The following is a 19,389-nucleotide window of genomic DNA, read 5'->3' on the forward strand; positions in this document are numbered from 1 at the left end:
CAGGCGGAGCAGATTCGACCGGCTCGTCACGGCTGACCTCCCAGCACGGCTTCGATGTAGACGGACCGATCCCGCAGGTTCTCGGCGGCACGGTCGCTGATGTCGACGAGCGGGCCGGCGAACACGGTCAGGGCCAGGCCGACGACGACGAGACCGATCGTCGGAACCAGCATCGCCGGGGGCATGCGCCCGACGTCGGCCCGGTCCGAGAAGGCGACCTCCATCCCGGATTCGTCGATCAGCGCGGACGGGGCGGCGTCGGCGAGGCCGCCCTCGGGGGCGTCGGCGCGGGCGCGCCAGAAGGCCTTGGTCCACACCCGGGCGACGACGTACAGGGTGAGGAGGCTCGTGACGGTGCCGCCCGCAACCAGCACCCACGCCAGGACGGATCCGTCGGCGGCGCCGGCCTGCAGCAGGGCCACCTTCCCGATGAACCCGGAGAACGGGGGGATGCCCCCGAGGTTCAGCGCCGGGACGAGGAACGCGATCGCGAGGACCGGGCTGGCGAGGGCGAGTCCGCCGAGCCGCCGCAGCGACGCCGAGCCGGCCTGCCGCTCGATCAGGCCGACCACGAGGAACAGCGTCGTCTGGACCAGGATGTGATGGGCGACGTAGTACACGGCGCCGGACAACCCCGCCTGCGTCGAGAGGGCGATCCCGAACACCATGTAGCCGATGTGGCTGACGAGGGTGAACGACAGCAGGCGCTTGATGTCGTTCTGGGCGATGGCGCCGAGGATGCCGATCACCATCGTCAGCAGGCCGGCCACCAGGAGCACGTTGTCGAGCTCGCCGCCCGGGAACAGCAGCGTGTGCGCCCGGATGATGGCATAGACGCCGACCTTCGTGAGCAGGCCGGCGAACACGGCGGTGACCGGCGCCGGGGCGGTGGGGTACGAGTCCGGCAGCCACGTCGACAGCGGGAACACCGCCGCCTTGATGCCGAACGCGACGAGGAGCACGCCGAAGATCGCGGCGCGGGTGCCCTCCGGCACGTCGTCCATCCGCACCGCCATCTGCGCCAGGTTCAGGGTGCCGGTGGCGGCGTACGCGAATCCCATGCCGGCCAGGAAGATCAGCGACGAGACCATCGAGACCATCACGTAGGAGACGCCGGCGCGGACCCGGTCCGCGCTCGCCCCCAGGGTGAGCAGCACGAACGACGCCGCGAGCAGCACCTCGAACCCGACGAAGAGGTTGAACAGGTCGCCGGCGAGGAATGCGTTGCACACGCCCGCGGTCAGTGCCAGGTACGTCGGCAGGAAGATCGACACGGGCTGCTGGTCGTTGCCGTCGTGGATGCCCTGTCCGACCGCGTACAGCATGACGGCGAGCAGCACGATCGCCGACACCACCAGCATCAGCGCCGCGAGCCGGTCGACCACCAGGGAGATCCCGATGGGGGAATCCCATCCGCCGACCTGCACGACCGCGATGCCGTCCCGGTCGGCGAGGTACAGCAGCAGGCCCGAGACCACCAGCACGGCGACGAGCGCAACGAGGGTCACGGCCCGCTGAGCGCGGGGCCGGCGCCCGAGGATCAGCGTCGCGGCCGCCGCCAGCATCGGGATGAGGACGGGCAGCGGGGTCAGCGCCGTCGCGGACAGGATCATCGGGTCCTTCCTCCCCGGGACGGTGCGTCGTCCCCGCGGGCCGTCTCACCGTCGCTGTAGGCCGAATCCGTCTCGTCGTCGAAGTCGCCGTCGTGCAGGTCCTCGTAGGATTCGAGGTCCTCCAGGTTGACGAGTTCCTCCAGGGGGATCGGGTTGCCGGCCGCGTCGAACGCGTCGCCGCTGCGGCTCGGCAGGCCGGTGAGCGGATCGTCCGAACGGTCGCGGTCGGGGGCCTCGGCGGGCGAGCGCCGCTGCGACACCTTGGTGTCCTCGGGGTCGTTCTCGACCTCGTCGCGGGCACTGAGCGTGAACGACCGGTACGTGAGCGCCAGCACGAAGCCGGCCACGCCCATGGTGATGACGATCGCCGTGAGGATCATCGCCTGTGCCAGCGGGTCGGCCATGTTCTCGTGCAGGTCATTGCGGGCACCGACCACGGGCGGGCCGCCGGCCGGCCCGGCGAGGGTGAGGATCAGCAGGTTGATGCCGTTGCCGATCAGCAGCAACCCCAGCAGCATCTTGATGATGCTGCGCTCGAGCAGCAGGTACACCCCGGAGGCGACCAGCACCCCGACCAGAGCGAGCATGGTCAGATTCGCGCTCATCGCTTCTCACCCACGATCTCCGCATCGAGACGCGCGCCGAGACTGCGGAGCACGTCGAGTACCAAGCCGACGACGATCAGATACACCCCCAGGTCGAAGAACAGTGCGGTGACGAGCTTGATGTCGCCGAGCAGCGGCAGAGTCATCTCGACGGTCGCCGACGACAGCGGCGGCGCACCGAGGAACAGGGAGGCCAGGGCGGTGCCCGCCGAGAACGTCAGACCCAGGCCGAGGATCTTGCCCGCGTCGATGGGCACCGCCTCGCCGAGCTCGTAACGGCCACCGGCCAGATACCGCAGCACCAGCGCAAGCCCCGCGATCAGGCCGCCGGCGAAGCCGCCGCCGGGCGCGTTGTGCCCGGCGAAGAAGAAGTAGACCGACAGCACCATCATCGTCGGGAACACCAGGCGGGTCGTGACCTCGAGGACCAGCGAGCGGTGCCGCGGGTCGATGAGGTCCCCGCCGCGCAGCCACGTCGTCTCGGTGCTCGACGACATCGCGTCGAGCTGCGCCGCGGGGGCGTCCGAGACGCGCGGCGCCGAACCGAAGCGGCGGGTGCGGAACACCAGGCTCGCCACACCCGTCGCCGCGACGAGCAGCACGGAGATCTCCCCGAGGGTGTCCCACGCCCGGATGTCGACGAGCAGCACGTTGACCACGTTCTTGCCGTTGCCGAGTTCGTAGGCCGCCTCCGGCAGCAGCAGCGCGATCGGGTCGGCGGTGCGGGCGTTCGTGGCGAACACCCCGATCGTCGTGACCGCGACGCCGACGGCGATGCCGAGCAGGGCGCGCGGCAGCTTCCGGCCCACCACGTGTTCGGGACGGGACTCGGCGGGGAGCTTGCGCAGCACCAGCACGAAGATGACGAGGGTCAGCGTTTCGACGAGGAACTGCGTGAGCGCGAGGTCCGGGGCGCCCTGCAGGGCGAACAGGAATCCGCACCCGTAGCCGGTCAGGCCCACGAGCAGCACGCCGGCGAGGCGGTTGCGCATCACCGTCGCGGCCAGGGCGCCGCACATGATGATGGCCGCCGCCGCGAACTGGACGGACGAGTCCCACCACCGCACCGCCATGTCCCGCTCGGGGCCGAACACCAGCAGCAGCGTGGTGGGCAGCACCACCAGGGTGACCAGGATGATGCCCTGGGTCAGCGGCAGCGAGCCCCGCTGGGTGGAACCGGTCAGCCGTATCGACACGGTGTCCATGAAGCGCAGCGTCGCGTCGTACATGCGGTCGGCGTTGCCGAACAGCTGACGCTCGAACTTCACGCGGGAGATCGCGCGGTGGGCGAAGTACAGCGCGGTGCCACCGGCCACGACGACGGCGGTCAGCACGAGGGGGAGGCCGACGCCGTGCCACAGCGCGAGGTGGTAGGGCTTGTCCAGGGTGCTGGGCAGCGTGTCCGCGTAGGGGGACAGCAGCGTGTCGAGCCACGGCGCCGCGAGTCCGGCGGCCAACCCGCCGAAGGCCAGGACGGTCGGGGAGAACAGCAGCAGCGGGCCGGCGGCGTGGAAGTTCTGCACGGCCGGACTCGGGCGCTTGAGCTGCTTGCGTCCGAAGGCGCCCCACACGAACCGGATGCTGTACGCCAGCGTGAGGATCGACCCGGCGACGATCGCGGTGAGTACCGCGATCCGGGCCCACGGGCTCAGCAGGGTCGTCACCTGCACGGCCTCGAGGGCGGCCTCCTTGCCGACGAACCCGATGAACACGGGCAGGCCGCCCATGCTCATCGCGGCGACGGCCGCGACGGCCGCGAGGAACGGCGCCCGCTTCCCGAGGTGCGCGAGCTTGCGGATGTCGCGGGTGCCGGCGCCGTGGTCGACGATGCCGACCACCATGAACAGGCAGGCCTTGAACATCGCATGGGCCACGACCATGGCCATGCCGGCCAGCGCCGCCTCCCGGCTGCCGATCCCCACCAGGGCGATGAGGAAACCGAGCTGGCTGACGGTGCCGAACGCCAGGATCAGCTTCAGGTCGAAGGCCCGGAACGCGCGCCAGCCGGCGAGCAGCATCGACGCCAGGCCGAGGGTGACGACGATGGGCCGCCACGGCGCCGCATCGGCGAACGCCGGAGCCAGCCGCGCCACCAGATAGATGCCCGCCTTCACCATCGCGGCGGCGTGCAGGTACGCGGAGACGGGGGTCGGGGCTGCCATCGCGCCGGGCAGCCAGAAGTGCAGCGGCACCACCGCGGACTTCGACAGGGCGCCGACCAGCACCAGGGCGACGCCCACCCCGGCCAGCCAGCCGCTCGGGGCGGCCGCGATCACGTCGGAGAGGTTGTAGCTGCCCACCAGCTGCCCGAGCACGATGATGCCGACGAGCATCGCGAGGCCACCCGCGGTGGTGACGAGCAGGGCCTGGGTGGCGGCGCGGCGGCTCGACGCCCGCTCCGCGTAGTGGCCGACCAGCAGGAACGACAGCACGGTGGTCAGTTCCCAGAACGTGTAGAGGACCAGCATGTTGTCGCTGGTCACCAGGCCGAACATGGCGCCGGCGAAGGCGACCATCTCGGCGGCGAAGATCCCCAGGCGGGGCTCGTCGTCGGTGAAGTACCGGGCGCAGTAGAGCAGGATGAGCGCGCCGATGCCCAGCACCAGCGCCGACATGATCGCCGCGAGGGAGTCGAAGCGCATGTCGATGTTCATCGACAGGCCCGGCGCCCACGCGATGTGCAGCGTGCGTTCCGTGCCCCAGTTGCCGATCACCCAGCCGAGGCTCGCCAGTGGCACGAGCGCCAGCGGTAGGAACGCATTTCTCCCCATGACTCTGACCAGAGGCGGCGCAACGAGAGCGGCGACCGCGTGGGCGATGAGTACGGCGAGCAAAGGCACTCCGTCGGGGTCGGGCCTGGCGGCGGGGTGTAACAGGCTTGCAAGTGTTGTGCAGCACCCACAGGGGGCGATGCCCGAGCCGCGCGGACCCGGGAAATCCCGATGCACGTGCTGCTCTGCAAATGGACAAATCGGATTCGGTGTCAGCTTACCGGCAGCATTCGCACGGTTGCGAATCGGCCGCCGACGCTCCGATGTCCGATTCCCATCGTAGAGTGCCCCCATGCCCGAGACCGGACCGATCCGTACCGCCGCGCTCGCGTACGTCCGCGACGGACGCCTGTTGCAGACCCGTTCCGCCGGCAAGACCGCCTTCTACATGGCGGGCGGCAAGATCGATCCCGGCGAGACCCCCGAGCAGGCCCTGCACCGGGAGATCCGCGAGGAACTCGGCGTCGGCCTCGTCGACGGCACCGTCGCCGAGGTCGGGATCTTCGAGGCCGAGGCCTTCGGCCATCCGGTCGGCACTCGCCTGCACATGACCTGCTTCACGGCCGAGCTGGCCGGGGAACCGCGCCCGGCGGCGGAGATCGCCGAACTCGGCTGGTTCACCGTCGCCGAGTACGCTGCCCTGCCCGAGGTCGCGCCGGGTTCGATGCTGGTGTTCGAGCACCTGCACGCCCTCGGTCTCGTCCGGGCCGAGTGAGACCGGCCACGTCAGCTCCGGCAGCGCCACGCGCATACCGCGCCCGTCGCCGCCAGCGCACCGGTGAGCAGCCGCGGGTCGGCGGGTAGCGCCCAGACCGCGGCCACCGTGGCGGCCGCGACCGGCAGCACCAGGCCCATCGCGGCGACCGGTGCCGCACCCGGCAGCGCCGCCCCCAGCGCCAGGCCGGTGCCCGCGGCGACCAGCGCCACGCGCACCAGCAACTGCGGGCCGTCCGCCGCGAAGTCGGGCCACAGCGCCGCGGTCAGCGTGACGACCAGGGCCACCCCCAGGCCCAGCTCGACCCGCGGGACCCGCCACGCGAGCGCGGCTCCCGCCGCGACCGCCAGCACCCCGGCCGCGGGAACCCACGCGGACACCTCCCTCCCGGCCAGGTCGTCGACCAGCGGGTACGCCGCGGCCGTCGCCCCGATCGCGGCGACGGGGAACCGGCCGTCTGCGAAGGGCAGGAAACGGCCGACGGCCTCCGCACCGAGCACCGTCGCGGCGAGCACGGCCGCGGCGGCCAGCCACATCCACGCCGCAGCCGAGGTGGCCTGCTCGCCCGCCCAGCCGGCGAGCACGTGCATGCCGACGGTCAGCGCCGCCGTCGCCCCGACCGCGACGATCGGCAGCCGCGCCTCCGGCCGCTGCACCCGGGCCCCGGCCCCCGCGACGAATGCGGCGAGCACCACGGCCCCGGCTGCGACGGCGAGCGGCCACTGCAGCGGCGACGGCAGCGCCGACGACTGCAGGGACGTCCCCATCGGGCCGGCGAGCAGGAACACCGCCCAAGCCCCGACGACCACCGCCCACTGCCCGATCGGTTCGCCCCACGCCGCGGCGACCGCCGCCCCGAGCAGGATCCCGGCGGCTCCCGCAGTGATCAGGGGCAGCACGGTGAGGGTGTCGGGGTCGGCGGCAGGTACCGCGAACCGCACCGTCCCCAGCACCACCGTGCAGCCGGCCGCCAGCAACCACGCCGTACGGCGCGACCCCGAGCGTTGCAGGCCCGCGACCGCCAGCACCGCCGCCACCGCGAACACGATCGGCCCGGTGGCGCTGCCCGCCGCGGCGGGGAGCGCCACCCCGTCCACCGCTACGGCGAAGCCGGCGAGGGCGCCCGCGCACAACGCCGCGAGACCCGCGACCGGCTCGTCCAACCGCACCGTCGCCGCCGGCATCGTCAGCGCCCCTCGGCGTAGGCCCGCAGGTGTTCGACCTGCGCGGCCTCCAGCGACGGGCGCACCGCCTTCCGCGCCGCCGCGACGTCGTCGGCGGTGACGGCCGCGGCGTCGACGCTGCGGCGCATCGCCGCGAGCGCGGCCTCCCGCAGGAGCGCCGAGCAGTCCGCCGCGGAGTAGCCGTCGAGGTCCGCGGCGAGGGCGCCGAGGTCCACGTCGTCGGCCAGCGGCACCGACTTGCCCGCGGTGCGCAGGATCGCGGCGCGCGCCTCGGCGTCCGGCGGCGGCACGAACACCAGCCGCTCGAGCCGGCCGGGGCGCAGCAGGGCCGGATCGATCAGGTCGGGCCGGTTGGTGGCGCCGAGCACCACGACGTCGCGCAGCGGTTCGACCCCGTCGAGTTCGGTGAGCAGGGCGGCCACCACCCGGTCGGTGACGCCGGAGTCGGAGCTCTGCCCGCGGCGCGGGGCGAGCGCGTCGATCTCGTCGAGGAACACCAGCGCCGGTGCGGAGTTGCGGGCCCGCTGGAACAGCTCCCGCACAGCCTTCTCCGAGGCGCCCACCCATTTGTCCATCAGCTCGGCGCCCTTGACGGCGTGCACGCTCAGCTGCCCCGAGCTGGCCAGCGCGCGCACCAGGAAGGTCTTGCCGCAACCCGGTGGCCCGTAGAGCAGTACACCGCGCGGCGGCTCGACGCCGAGGCGGGCGAACGAGTCGGGGTGGTGCAACGGCCACAGCACCGCCTCCGTGAGCGACTGTTTGGTGTCGACCATGTCGCCGACGTCGTCGAGGGTGACGCTGCCGATGGCCAGCTCCTCGGTGCCCGATCGCGACAGCGGGCGGATCACCTCGAGCGCACCGAGCAGGTCATCCTGAGTGAGCCTCGGCTCGGTGTCGTCGCGGCTCGCCCGCGCCGCCGCCCGCAGCGCCGCCTCCCGGCACAGGGCGGCCAGGTCGGCGACGACGAAGCCGGGCGCGCGGGCGGCGACGGCGTCGAGCGAGAGGGTGTCGGTGGGCACCCGGCGCAGCAGCACGTCGAGCAGGGCGCGACGGGTGGCGCCGTCGGGCAGGGGCAGGGCCAGTTCCCGGTCGCAGATCTCGGGGGAGCGGACCCGCGAGTCCACCTCGGTGGGGTGCGCCGTGGTCGCGACGAGCGCGACCCCGACGGTGTCGACGGCGCGGCGCAGCTGGTCGAGGATCAGCGCCGACACCGGTTCGGGGTCGGCGGGCAGCAGGGCGTCGATGTCGGTGACGAGCAGGACCCCGCCGGGGGCCAGGTCGGCGACGGCGGTGGTCACGCGGCGCAGCCGATCGTCGGCGGCAGTGGCGCCCACGCTCGGCCCGTCGAGCTCGACGACGCGACGGCCGGCGAGGACTGCGCGGGCGAGGGTGGCCTTGCCGACGCCGGCGGGCCCGGTGATCAGCACTCCGAGGTGGGGGGAGGCGCCGAGGGTGCGCAGCAGTTCGGGCTCGTCGAGGGCCAGCTTCAGCCACTCGGTGAGCCTGCCGGCCTGGGTCTGCACGCCGACCAGGTCCTCCACCGGTGGCGGCGGCGGTGCGGGGATCGCGGGCCGGGCCGACGGGGCGGCGGCCGGGCGGGGGCCGGCGACGGCCCGCCCGGCCGGGGTGGTGCCCCAGCTCACCGCGGTGTTCGGTTGCACGCTCACCGGTGCGGCGGGGTCGACGGCGGTGACGGTGAGCAGTTCCGTGGTCCAGGCGATCCCGAACGTGCGGGACAGGGTGCGCGTGGTGGGGGCGGTGCTCGTGCCCGGTCCGAGATCGCGGGGCAGCAGCGACACCGCGTCGCCGACGGTGAGGACCTTGCCCAGCAGTGCCTGGCGCAGGGTGACGTCGTCGATCGTGTGGGTGGCGAGTGCCGATCCGGTGACCGCGACCGTGCGGGCGCCGTGGACGACGACCGGGCCGACGAGGACGGTGGCGTCCTCGCGCAGCCCCACGTTGGAGAGCGTCACGTCGTCGAGCAGGATCGTGCCGGTCGGCGTGCCAGCGGGGGCGAGGCCGGCGACGGCCGCGGTGCGGCGCCCCCCGATCAGCGCGATCGCGTCCCATTCGCGCAGGCCCAACGCGGTGAGCACCTCCGGGTGCACGCGGACGACGCCGCGGCGCGCATCGGCCGCGGAGGTGTTGAGGCGGACGGTCAACGCGAGTTCGGGGCTGCTCACCCCGCCGAGCCTAGAGCGTCGTCAGCGTCCGCGGGGGCGGCGCAGACCGAGTCGCGCGGCGGACTGCCGGGGTTGCGGGGCGCGCCGGATCGCGACCCGCCGTGGCCTGAGGGCGCGGTGCTCGGCGCGCAGGGCGCGCCGCTCGGACGGCTTGATGTTCCATGTCTCCGGCCGCGCCGCCACCCAGCGCTTGGAGCGGATCGCGAACGGGATGTGCGCCAGGTACAGGCCGATGAGGACGAGCATGAGCACGTACGGGTAGGTGACCAGCGCGGCCGCCGCGACCGCCACGAGTACCAGGAGGATCACCGCGTAGCGGGGCGGCACGGACACCGACTTCATCGCCAGGGTCGGTATCTGACTGACGACGAGGGCGGCGGTGAGCAGCGTCCAGGCGGCCACGACGGGGTAGGAGTCCCACCAGCCCTCACCCCACTGGATGTGCGCGGCGACCGGCGCCAGGGCGACGAGGGCGCCGGCGGGGGACGGCACGCCGACGAAGTACTCGCGGGCGTACGCGGGCACCGTGTCGTCCTCGAGCAGGGTGTTGAACCGGGCGAGGCGCAGGACGATGCTGACCGCGTACAGCAGGGAGATGATCCAGCCGAACGGGCTGCCGTCCAGCAGCGTCACGTACAGCACGAGGGCCGGGGCCACGCCGAACGCCACCGCGTCGGACAGCGAGTCCAGCTCGGCGCCGATCTTGGTCGTGGCGTCCAGCAGGCGGGCGATGCGCCCGTCGAGGGAGTCCAGCACCGCTGCCGCGCCGATCATGCCGAGGGCGGTGCCCAGCTGGCCGTCGAGGGCGAATTTCACCGCGGACAGGCCGGCGGAGAGCGCGAGGATCGTGATGACACTCGGCAGCAGCCGCACGGCCTGCGGGCGACCGCGGCGTTTGCGTTCCGGGGCTGCCGGGGAGGCGGCGGACGGGCTCACGGCAGCTGGGCGATGACGGTCTCGGCGCCGATCGTCTTCTGCCCGCGTTCGACGAGGAGGGTGCTGCCCGGGGGCAGGTAGGTGTCGACACGGGAACCGAAGCGGATCAGGCCGTAGGTGTCGCCGATCGGCAGCGTGTCGCCCGCCTTCGCGTCGCACACGATGCGGCGGGCGAGCAGCCCGGCGATCTGGACGACGGCCACGTCGGCCCCGTCGCGGGTCTCGAGGAGCATGCTGTTGCGTTCGTTGACCTCGCTGGCATCGGCGAGGTCGGCCGAGAGGAACTGCCCGGGGCGGTGCACGACCTTGGTGACGGTGCCGCCGACGGGGCTGCGCTGGACGTGCACGTCGAGCACGGACAGGAAGATGCTCACCCGCGGCCGCGGCTCGGTGCCCATCTCGAGTTCGGCGGGCGGCACCGCGGTGTCGACGAGGGCCACCTCGCCGTCCGCCGGGGCCACGACGACGCCGACCCGGTTGGGCGGCACCCGGTGGGGGTGGCGGAAGAATCCTGCGGTGGCGGCGGCCGAGACGAGGCCGGCGCGACGGACCCACTTGCGGTTGCGGCCGAGCGCCGCGACGGCGAGTGGGGCGGCGACAAAGGGGATGCCTGCCGGGTGGAGCGGTGGAATCGTCTTGCGGACCAGTTCGAGAACGTGCTCGACGCTGGTGGGCGGTGGGGTTCCGGGGGGTGTGGGCTTTCGGGCCACGGCTCCTCTTAGTGTCGCGCGGTGTGACCCGCGGGCGTGCGGCCCGCGGGCTAACACAGCCTACGCGAGGAGGGTCACCGTGCGAGGGCCGCGCCCTCGGCCTCGTTCCTGATGCGCGCGAGGGTGGCGTTCATGCCGACCACCATGTCGTCGTCGAAGGCGGTCGCGCCACCGAGGACCTTGTCGATGAGGAACTGCGAGACCTTGCTGGTCCCGGTGGGCGCCTCCCGTCGCTGGATCACCCGGGTGCCGGTGTCGGTGGGCTCGAGGGTGAACGACCAGACGGTGCGGTTCTCGTTGACCCGGAAGCGGAGCAGGCGCCCCGGCTCGAAGGCGAGCACCTTGGCGGTGGTGGGCCACACGAGCAGGCCCTTGCGGTTGACATTGATCGTCTTGGTCCCGACTCCGACGGGTCCGCCCAGCACGGCCATCTTCCGGCACTGCGGGCTCCACTCGCCCATCCGCTTCAGGTCGGAGATCACATGCCACACCTGCTGTGGCGATGCGGCGATCTCGACGGTGGCTTCGAGGGTCTTCGACACGGGGCCTCCCTGATTCTTCGCGTAACCGTGAGTTACAAATACTGCCCGTCGATCATAGCCGAGTCTGTGACGCCCGCCACCCGGATGTGCACCACCCGCCGGCGGGGAGGGCCCGCGACGAGCCGCGGCCGGGGTGTGCCCGGTGGCCGGCGCCTTCCCGTCCGGCGAGGGTCCGGCCGAGCAGTACCAGGCCCCACGGCCCGATCACCCAGACCGGCCATGGGTACACGGCCGCGCCGACGGCGATCGACACGATCGCCCAGATCACGAGGTTGATCGTCCCGGCTGCGGCCCAGGCTCCCCACTCGATCCGCTGATGCAGGGGGAGCCGGCGGTCCGCGGTGCGGGCCGGGGCGGGCGGGGGTGCGGGTGAGGCCGGGGGTGCCGCCGGAAGGTCGCTCAGTACCCGGTGCGCCTCGTCGGTGGTGACGGACCGGTACACCTCGCCGACCCGCTGGTCGAACTCGCCGATCGTGAGCCGGCCGGCGGTGAGATGCCGGCCCAGCTCGTCGACGAGCCGCTCGCGTTCGGGGTCGGAGATCCGGACACCGTTGACGTATTCCATCGCTGCCTCCTGCGGAGGGTCGAGACCACTGAGGTTCCACAGTGGAATGTCGATACCACCATGGTGGATATGCCACAGTGGAATGTCAAGCCCCGGGGAAAGGTGTCCGCCATGGTCGACCGTCCGCTCGATGCCCCCGCGGCTCGTCCGCTCGATGCCCCCGCGGCTCGTCCGCTCAACGCCACCGCGGCGTCGCTGCTGGGATTCCTGCACGAGGGTCCGAAGACCGGGTGGGATCTGGTGGTGACCGCGCAGGAGCGGATCGGGAAATTCTGGTCGATCACGACCAGTCAGGTGTATCGCGAACTCGCCGCCATGGAACGGGCCGGTCTCGTCGAGGCGGGCGAGGTGGGCCCGCGCGACCGCAAGCCCTTCGCGCTCACCGCCTCCGGCCGCGCCGCATTCGCCGAGTGGATCGAACGCGAACCCGGACCGGAGAACATCCGCTACCCGCTGCTGCTCACCGTCGCGTTCGGCAGGCACCTGCCGCCCGGCAGGCTGGCCGAGATGCTCGCCGTCCACCGCGCCGCCCACGAACGCCGGCTCGCCGACTACGAGCGCGCCGCCGCCGAGCACTGCGCGGACCCGTACTCGTCGGCGACCCTGGACTTCGGCATCGTCTACGAACGGGCCGTGCTCGAGTGGTTCGGCCGGGTGGCGGACACGCTGGGGCCGGCCTCGTGAACCGGAGGCGTGGGACCGTGCCCACCTGACGATCGACACGGCTGTGGCCGGTCCCGACGATGCGGTCACCACGATCCGGCGCGAAGCCGGCCTTCTCGACCCCGATTCGGCGGCGCGCCGGCCGGTGCCGGGGACACAATCCGGATAGCGCGTATCGATCGGGAGGTGGCCGTGGCCGAGGAGGTCGTCGTCGGGGTCGGTCCCGTCTCGACGGACGAGGTCCTGCGCGTGGCGCGGTCCGGCGCGCCGGTCCGGCTCTCCGCGGACGCGCTCGCCCTCATCGGCGCGGCCCGTGCCGTGGTCGACGCGCTCGCCCGCGACCCCCGGCCCGCGTACGGCATCACCACCGGGTTCGGGGCGCTCGCCACCCGCCACATTCCCCCGGAATCGCGAATCGATCTGCAGCGCAGCGTGATCCGCTCTCACGCCGCCGGGACCGGTCCCGAGGTGGAACGGGAGGTGGTCCGCGCGATGATGCTGCTGCGCCTGTCCACCTTCGCCACCGGGCACACCGGGGTCCGCCCCGGGACCGCCACGGCCTACGCCGCGATGCTGAGCGCGGGAATCACGCCGGTGGTGCCCGAGCACGGCAGCCTCGGCTGTTCCGGGGACCTCGCGCCGCTCGCCCACGTGGCCCTCGTCCTCACCGGCGAGGGCGAGGCCCGCGACGCCGCCGGCACGCTCGTGCCGGCCGCGCAGGCCCTCGCCGCGGCGGGCCTCGCGCCCGTCGTGCTCGCCGAGAAGGAAGGGCTCGCCCTCATCAACGGCACCGACGGGATGCTGGGCATGCTGGTCCTTGCCTGCCACGACCTGCGCGCCCTGCTGCGGCTCGCCGACGTCACGGCCGCGATGAGCGTCGAGGCCCTGCTCGGCACCGACCGGGTCTTCGCCGCCGACCTGCACGCCCTGCGGCCGCACCCCGGCCAGGCCGTGGCCGCCGCCAACATGACCCGGCTCCTTGCCGGCTCCGCCGTCGTGGCCAGCCACCGGACCCCGGACTGCCCGGTGGTGCAGGATGCCTACTCGCTGCGGTGTGCCCCGCAGGTCGCGGGCGCCGCGCGCGACACCCTGACCCACGCCGAGCAGGTCGCCGGACGCGAACTCGCGGCCGCGATCGACAACCCGGTCGTCACCCGCGACGGCCGGATCGAGTCGAACGGCAACTTCCACGGCGCCCCGCTGGCGTACGTCCTCGACTTCCTCGCCGTCGTCGTCGCCGACGTCGCGAACATCAGCGAGCGCCGCACCGACCGGCTGCTCGACGTGGCCCGCAGCCACGGCCTGCCGCCGTTCCTCGCCCACGATCCCGGCGTCGACAGCGGGCACATGATCGCCCAGTACACCCAGGCCGCGCTCGTCGCCGACCTCAAGCGCCTCGCCGTGCCCGCCGCCGTCGACTCGATCCCGTCGTCGGCCATGCAGGAGGACCACGTCTCGATGGGCTGGTCCGCCGCCCGCAAGCTGCGCCGCGGCCTCGCCGCGCTGACCCGTGTCCTGGCCATCGAGGCACTCACCGCGGCACGCGCACTGGACCTGCGCGCCCCGCTCACCCCGGCCCCCGGCACCGGCGCGGTGGTCGCCGCGCTCCGCCGGCACGTGGCCGGGCCCGGCCCGGACCGGCATCTCGCCCCGGAGATCGACGCCGCGGCCCGGCTCGCCGCGAGCGGAGAACTCGTCGCCGCGGCGGAATCCGCGATCGGGGCCCTGGACTGATCGTCAGCGGAGCGGGTCGAACTGCCGCGGCACCGCCGCCCGCGCACCGGTCATCGCGCCGGCCAGCAGGCGGCCGGTCAGCGGGCCCAGCGCCACGCCCCACATGCCGTGACCGCCGGCGACGAACACGCGCGCGGAGCGGGTGCCGCCGACCAGCGGCAGACCGTCCGGGGTGCAGGGACGCGAGCCCACCCACTCCTCCGCCCGGGCGGCCCAGTCGACGCCGGTCAGCAGCGGCCGCGCCGCGTCGACGATGGCCTGGATCCGCCGCGGGTCGAGCGGGGCGTCGGGCCGGCGGAACTCCATCATCCCGGCGATGCGGAACCGATCGTGCAGCGGCGTGCACGCGACCCGCTGGGCCGGGAAGTAGATCGGGTTCTTCGGCAGGTGCGCCGGGCGCACGCTGAAGCTGTAGCCGCGACCGGCCTGCACCGGCATCCGGACCCCGAACGGCCGGGCCAGGTCGTTCAGCCGGGCCCCGGTGGCCAGCACCACCGCATCCGCCGCCCGGTCCCCGCCGCCGGTGCCCACCACGCGCACGTCCCGCGGGCCGTCCCGGACCGCCTGCACCTCGAACCCGGTGACGACCTCACCGCCACGGTCGCGCACCGACTCCGCCAGCGCGGCGACGAACCGCGGCGGGTCGGCGAACCGCTGCCCCCGCAGCCGGATCCCGGCCCGCACCCCGTCGCCGAGCAGCGGCTCCAGGGTGCGGATCGTGTCGCCGTCGAGCAGGTCGAAATCCACCTCGCCGCCCGCCGCGACCACCTGCCGGAACTCCTCGACGAGCACGCGACGGTCGTCCTCGGACGCGAACGCTGCCAGGAACGGATCCGCCGGGCGGGTCTGTTCGACGACACCGCCGCGGGCCAGATCGTCGTAGGCGCCCAGCGCCATCCGGTTCACCTCGGCGAACACCGCCATCGCCGCGCGCCACCGGCGGGCGGTGCAGTGCCGCGCGAATCCCGCCAGGAACCGCCACAACCGCAGGTCGACCGCGGGCGGCACGTACACCGGGGACGACGGCGTGAGCATCGAACGGATCCCGTACCGCAGCACCGCCGGTTCCGGCAGTGGCAGGGTCAGCGCGGGGGCCAGCCAGCCCGCATTGCCCCACGACGCATCGGCGGCCACCCCGGTGCGGTCGAGCACCGTGACCTCGACGCCGCGCTCCTGCAGGAACCAGGCCGCCGACAACCCGACGAAGCCCGCCCCGACGACGACCACCCGACGAATCGCCATGACGCACTCCCGATCTCGAGGTACCCCATCACCTCCATCATGGACCGTCGCCGGGCTCGGTGCCCGCGAACCGGGGGTGGTCGCCCGCCGGCCGCCCCGTGACGATCCGGTGGATCAGCCGGGCCGCCGCCCGGGCCGTGCGCCCGTCGTCGTCGACGGCCGGCGCCAGCTCGGCGACGTCGACGAGCGCGAGCCTGCCGCTGCGCGCCACGACGTCGCACACGTGCTGCACCACCTCGAACGCGACCCCGCAGGCCGCCGGGGCGCTCACCCCGGGCGCCACCCAGCCGGGCAGCACATCGAGGTCGATCGTCAGGTGCACCGCGTCCACCGCGCGGACGAACTCCTCGACGAACGTCTCCACGACGGGCAGGTTCGTCGCGCGGCACTCGTCGTCCAGCAGGTACCGCACCCCGAACTCGTCCGCGGCAGCGAACAGCGCGGCCGTGTTGCTCGGCTGCGCGATGCCCAGCACCGCGTAGCGCAGCGACCTGCCCTGTTCGCGTTCGCGTTCGGCCATCTGCCGGAACGGGGTGCCCGACGTGGCGACGGGCGCCGCCCGCAGGTCGAAGTGCGCGTCCAGGTTCAGCACGCCCCAGCGGGTCCCGGCCCGCGCGGCCGCGGACCCGGCCCAGCCCAGGTAGCTGCCGAAGGCCACCTCGTGCCCGCCGCCGAGCACCACCACCGCATGCCCCGCGTCGAGCAGCGCGGTAACCGCCGCGCCGAGGCGGCGCTGCCCGTCCTCGAGGGCGCCGCCGCGCACCGCGACGTCGCCCGCGTCGTGGATCGTCGCCGGCGCCGGCAGCGCCAGCGACGCCAGGGCGCGCCGCAACGCGACCGGCCCGTCCGCCGCGCCGGGCCGCCCCTGGTTGCGGCGCACGCCCTCGTCGCTGCGGAATCCGATCAGGACCTGCGCCCGCGCGGCGTCCGCGGGCAGCGGCGCCACCACGTCGTGCCAGCGCAGGTGCTCGGGACCGGGGCCGTCGTCGCGGCCTGTCCACGGCGCCGGCGGCACGTCGACCGGAATCCTCACATCCGCAGTCCTTCCTGCCAGACCTCCCGGACCAGCTGCACTCCCGGCCGGTACGCCAGGTGCAGGTACGACGGCGCGTCCAACGCGATCAGATCTGCCCGTGCGCCCTCCCGGACGACGCCGACGTCGTCCCGGCGCAACGCCGCGGCGCCCCCGGCGGTCGCCGCGTGGACCGCCTCCTCCGGGCTCATGTGCATCTCGCGCACCGCCAGCGCGATGCAGAACGGCATGCTCGTGGTGTAAGAGGTGCCGGGGTTGCAGTCGGTGGCCAGCGCGACGGTGACATCCGCGTCCAGCAGTGCCCGCGCGTCCGGATACCGGTTGCGCGTGCAGAAGTCGGCGCCCGGCAGCAGCGTCGCCACCGTGCCCGAGCCGGCGAGCGCCGCCACGTCCGCCGCCGTCGTGTAGGTGACGTGGTCCACCGATGCCGCACCGACCTCCACCGCCAGCTGCACGCCCGGCCCGGGACCGAGCTGATTGCCGTGCACCCGCGGGGTGAGGCCGTGCGCCATCCCTGCCTGCAGCACGGCCCGGCACTGGTCGGCGTCGAACGCGCCCCGCTCACAGAACACGTCGATCCACTTCGCGTGCGGCGCGCACACGGGGACCATCTCCTCGCACACCAGCCGGACGTAGTCGTCGGGGCGGTCCGCGAACTCCGGCGGCACGGCGTGCGCGGCGAGCAGCGTCGTCTCCGGCGTGAACACCTCGGCCACCCGCAGGCAACGCAGCTCGTCGGCGACGGACTGGCCGTACCCGGACTTGCACTCGACCGTGGTCGTCCCGGACTGCCACCCCTCGGCGACGAGCCGCGACACCGTCGCCCCCAGCGCGCGATCGGTCGCCGCGCGGGTCGCCGCGATCGTCGTGGCGATGCCGCCGGCGGTGTAGGGGGCACCGGCCATGCGGGCGGCGAATTCCTCGGCGCGCTCCCCGGCGAACACGAGATGCGTATGACTGTCGACGAATCCGGGCAGCACGGCGCGGCCCTGCAGGTCGTGCCGGTCCGCGGCGGCCCCCTCGGGGACCCGGTCGCGCGGCCCCACCCACCGGATCAGACCCTCGCCGACGACCACCGCGGCGTCCACGAGCACCCCCAGCGGGCCCCGGTCGAGTTCCGGGTCGTTCGTGACGAGGCAGCCGATGTTGTCGAGCAGTGTCCAGTTCCGCCCGGGCGACACGGCGTCAGCCCTCCCGCATCGGGATGCGCAGTCCGCGGCGCGCGGCGACCTCGGCGGCACGGGGGTAGCCGGCGTCGACGTGCCGGAGGACGCCGGTGCCGGGGTCGTTCGTCAGCACCCGCTCGAGCTTGCGCGCGGCGAGGTCGGTGCCGTCGGCGATGCACACCTGCCCGGCGTGCAGCGACCGGCCGATGCCGACCCCGCCACCGTGGTGGATCGACACCCACGACGCGCCGGACGCCGTGTTGACCAGGGCGTTGAGCAGCGGCCAGTCGGCGATCGCGTCCGAACCGTCGGCCATCGCCTCGGTCTCGCGGTACGGCGAGGCCACCGACCCGGCGTCGAGGTGGTCGCGGCCGATGGCGATCGGAGCGGCGACCTCTCCGGCGGCGACCATCTCGTTGAACCTCAGCCCGGCCCGGTCCCGTTCGCCGTAGCCGAGCCAGCAGATGCGGGCCGGCAGCCCCTGGAACGGCACCGCGCGCCCGGCCAGGGTGAGCCATCGGGCGAGATGCTCGTTCTCGGGGAACAGCTCGAGGACGGCACGGTCGGTGGCCGCGATGTCCGCGGGATCTCCCGACAGCGCGACCCAGCGGAACGGCCCGCGGCCCTCCTCGAACAGCGGACGGATGTAGGCGGGTACGAAGCCGGGGAACGCGAACGCCCGGTCGAAGCCGCCCTTGCGGGCCTCGTCGCGGATGGAGTTGCCGTAGTCGAACACCTCGGCGCCGCGATCGAGGAACCCGACCATGGCCTCCACGTGCCGGGCCATCGACCGGCGGGCCTGCTCGGTGAACCACACGGGGTCCTTCGCCGCGAGGGTGTGCCACTCCTCGACCGTCACCCCGAGCGGCAGGTAGGACAGCGGGTCGTGGGCGGAGGTCTGGTCGGTGACGATGTCGATGGGGGCCTGCAGCGCGAGCAGCGCCGGCACGACGTCGGCGGCGTTGCCGACCACCCCGATCGAGCGGGGCTCGCGCGCATCCCGTGCCGCGAGCGCCGAGGCCAGCGCCGCCTCGACGCTGTCGGCCTTGGCGTCGAGGAAACCCTGCGCGAGCCGGCGGTCGACCCGGGCCTCGTCGACCTCGACGCAGATTGCGACGCCCTCGTTCATCGTGATCGCCAGGGGCTGCGCCCCGCCCATGCCGCCGAGGCCCGCGGTCAGGGTGACGGTGCCGGCGAGGCTGCCGCCGAACCGCTTGCGGGCGACGGCCCCGAACGTCTCGTAGGTGCCCTGCAGGATGCCCTGCGAGCCGATGTAGATCCAGGATCCGGCGGTCATCTGCCCGTACATCGTCAGCCCCAGCGCCTCCAGGCGGCGGAACTCCTCCCAGTTCGCCCAGTCGCCGACCAGATTCGAGTTGGCCAGCAGCACGCGCGGTGCCCACTCGTGGGTGCGCAGCACCCCGACGGGCTTGCCGGACTGCACGAGCAGCGTCTCGTCGCCGCCGAGGGTCTCGAGGGTCCGCACGATCGCGTCGAATGCGGCCCAGTTGCGGGCCGCCCGGCCGGTGCCGCCGTAGACCACCAGGTCGTCCGGCCGTTCGGCGACGTCGGGATCGAGGTTGTTCATCAGCAGGCGCAGCGCGCCCTCCTGTTGCCAGCCCCGGCACCGCAGCCCGGGACCGCGCGGGGCGCGCACGGGCCGCGGGCCCGGGAGGGCGGAGGGGGTCGTTCCGGTGGCCATGGGGCCTCCTCTCGAAACCGGCGAG

16 protein-coding genes are annotated in these 19,389 nt (G+C 73.5%); 3 read left to right on the forward strand and 13 right to left on the reverse strand.

Features of this window, described 5'->3' with window-relative positions; all coding sequences use genetic code 11:
* Positions 1-26: 26 nt before the first annotated feature.
* The 3 genes from JYA75_RS11740 to JYA75_RS11750 are packed head-to-tail and all read right to left on the reverse strand — an operon-like array spanning position 27 to position 5,052.
* Positions 27-1,613, reverse strand: coding sequence for a Na+/H+ antiporter subunit D (locus JYA75_RS11740; protein ID WP_006932434.1), 1,587 nt, complete (start codon positions 1,611-1,613; stop codon positions 27-29).
* On the reverse strand, positions 1,610-2,218 hold the full coding sequence (locus tag JYA75_RS11745; RefSeq protein ID WP_006932433.1) for a Na(+)/H(+) antiporter subunit C: 609 nt from the start codon (positions 2,216-2,218) through the stop codon (positions 1,610-1,612). Before JYA75_RS11745 ends, JYA75_RS11740 begins: the two co-directional genes overlap by 4 nt.
* Positions 2,215-5,052: a Na+/H+ antiporter subunit A gene (locus JYA75_RS11750; protein WP_203330064.1), complete on the reverse strand. Its 2,838-nt coding sequence runs from the start codon at positions 5,050-5,052 to the stop codon at positions 2,215-2,217. The genes JYA75_RS11745 and JYA75_RS11750 overlap by 4 nt, the downstream gene beginning before the upstream one ends.
* A 229-nt stretch (positions 5,053-5,281) precedes the next feature.
* On the opposite strand from JYA75_RS11750, the gene JYA75_RS11755 reads away from it, so the two are divergent.
* Positions 5,282-5,704, forward strand: coding sequence for an NUDIX domain-containing protein (locus JYA75_RS11755; RefSeq protein ID WP_006932425.1), 423 nt, complete (start codon positions 5,282-5,284; stop codon positions 5,702-5,704).
* 11 nt (positions 5,705-5,715) lie between these two features.
* Here the strand turns inward: JYA75_RS11755 and JYA75_RS11760 are convergent, their stop codons facing one another.
* The 6 genes from JYA75_RS11760 to JYA75_RS11785 all read right to left on the reverse strand — a co-directional run bounded on the left by JYA75_RS11760 (position 5,716) and on the right by JYA75_RS11785 (position 11,824).
* The gene (locus tag JYA75_RS11760; RefSeq protein WP_203330065.1) at positions 5,716-6,888 is read right to left on the reverse strand and encodes a hypothetical protein; all 1,173 of its coding nucleotides are present in this window, start codon (positions 6,886-6,888) and stop codon (positions 5,716-5,718) included.
* 2 nt (positions 6,889-6,890) lie between these two features.
* A complete protein-coding gene (locus JYA75_RS11765) occupies positions 6,891-9,071 on the reverse strand; it encodes an AAA family ATPase (RefSeq protein ID WP_006932419.1) in 2,181 nt (726 codons plus the stop codon).
* Positions 9,072-9,092: 21 nt separating this feature from the next.
* The gene (locus JYA75_RS11770; protein ID WP_080688673.1) at positions 9,093-9,944 is read right to left on the reverse strand and encodes a phosphatidylcholine/phosphatidylserine synthase; all 852 of its coding nucleotides are present in this window, start codon (positions 9,942-9,944) and stop codon (positions 9,093-9,095) included.
* Positions 9,945-10,003: 59 nt separating this feature from the next.
* Positions 10,004-10,717: a phosphatidylserine decarboxylase gene (locus tag JYA75_RS11775; RefSeq protein ID WP_006932415.1), complete on the reverse strand. Its 714-nt coding sequence runs from the start codon at positions 10,715-10,717 to the stop codon at positions 10,004-10,006.
* A gap of 74 nt (positions 10,718-10,791) precedes the next feature.
* Positions 10,792-11,259, reverse strand: coding sequence for an SRPBCC family protein (locus JYA75_RS11780; protein WP_006932414.1), 468 nt, complete (start codon positions 11,257-11,259; stop codon positions 10,792-10,794).
* 52 nt (positions 11,260-11,311) lie between these two features.
* Positions 11,312-11,824, reverse strand: coding sequence for a DUF1707 domain-containing protein (locus tag JYA75_RS11785; RefSeq protein ID WP_029545317.1), 513 nt, complete (start codon positions 11,822-11,824; stop codon positions 11,312-11,314).
* 111 nt (positions 11,825-11,935) lie between these two features.
* On the opposite strand from JYA75_RS11785, the gene JYA75_RS11790 reads away from it, so the two are divergent.
* Together JYA75_RS11790 and hutH are read left to right on the forward strand one after the other, a co-directional pair.
* Positions 11,936-12,508 carry a PadR family transcriptional regulator gene (locus tag JYA75_RS11790; protein WP_006932412.1) on the forward strand — a complete coding sequence of 191 codons (573 nt, stop codon included), beginning with the start codon at positions 11,936-11,938 and terminating at the stop codon, positions 12,506-12,508.
* A gap of 165 nt (positions 12,509-12,673) precedes the next feature.
* Positions 12,674-14,221 (forward strand): histidine ammonia-lyase, encoded by a 1,548-nt coding sequence (gene hutH, locus JYA75_RS11795; protein WP_029545310.1) that lies wholly within the window; start codon positions 12,674-12,676, stop codon positions 14,219-14,221.
* 3 nt (positions 14,222-14,224) lie between these two features.
* Here the strand turns inward: hutH and JYA75_RS11800 are convergent, their stop codons facing one another.
* The 4 genes from JYA75_RS11800 to hutU are packed head-to-tail and all read right to left on the reverse strand — an operon-like array spanning position 14,225 to position 19,364.
* On the reverse strand, positions 14,225-15,463 hold the full coding sequence (locus JYA75_RS11800; protein WP_203330066.1) for an FAD-dependent oxidoreductase: 1,239 nt from the start codon (positions 15,461-15,463) through the stop codon (positions 14,225-14,227).
* 37 nt (positions 15,464-15,500) lie between these two features.
* Positions 15,501-16,496 carry a formimidoylglutamase gene (gene hutG, locus JYA75_RS11805; RefSeq protein ID WP_161995923.1) on the reverse strand — a complete coding sequence of 332 codons (996 nt, stop codon included), beginning with the start codon at positions 16,494-16,496 and terminating at the stop codon, positions 15,501-15,503.
* The gene (gene hutI, locus JYA75_RS11810) at positions 16,493-17,677 is read right to left on the reverse strand and encodes an imidazolonepropionase (protein ID WP_006932408.1); all 1,185 of its coding nucleotides are present in this window, start codon (positions 17,675-17,677) and stop codon (positions 16,493-16,495) included. The genes hutG and hutI overlap by 4 nt, the downstream gene beginning before the upstream one ends.
* Positions 17,678-17,681: 4 nt before the next feature.
* Complete coding sequence (gene hutU / locus JYA75_RS11815) at positions 17,682-19,364, reverse strand: urocanate hydratase (protein ID WP_161995925.1); 1,683 nt, start codon at positions 19,362-19,364, stop codon at positions 17,682-17,684.
* Positions 19,365-19,389 lie beyond the last annotated feature (25 nt).

Origin of the sequence: Rhodococcus sp. PSBB066 (assembly GCF_017068255.1) — a bacterium.
In the GTDB taxonomy this organism is placed as follows: domain Bacteria; phylum Actinomycetota; class Actinomycetes; order Mycobacteriales; family Mycobacteriaceae; genus Rhodococcus; species Rhodococcus aetherivorans.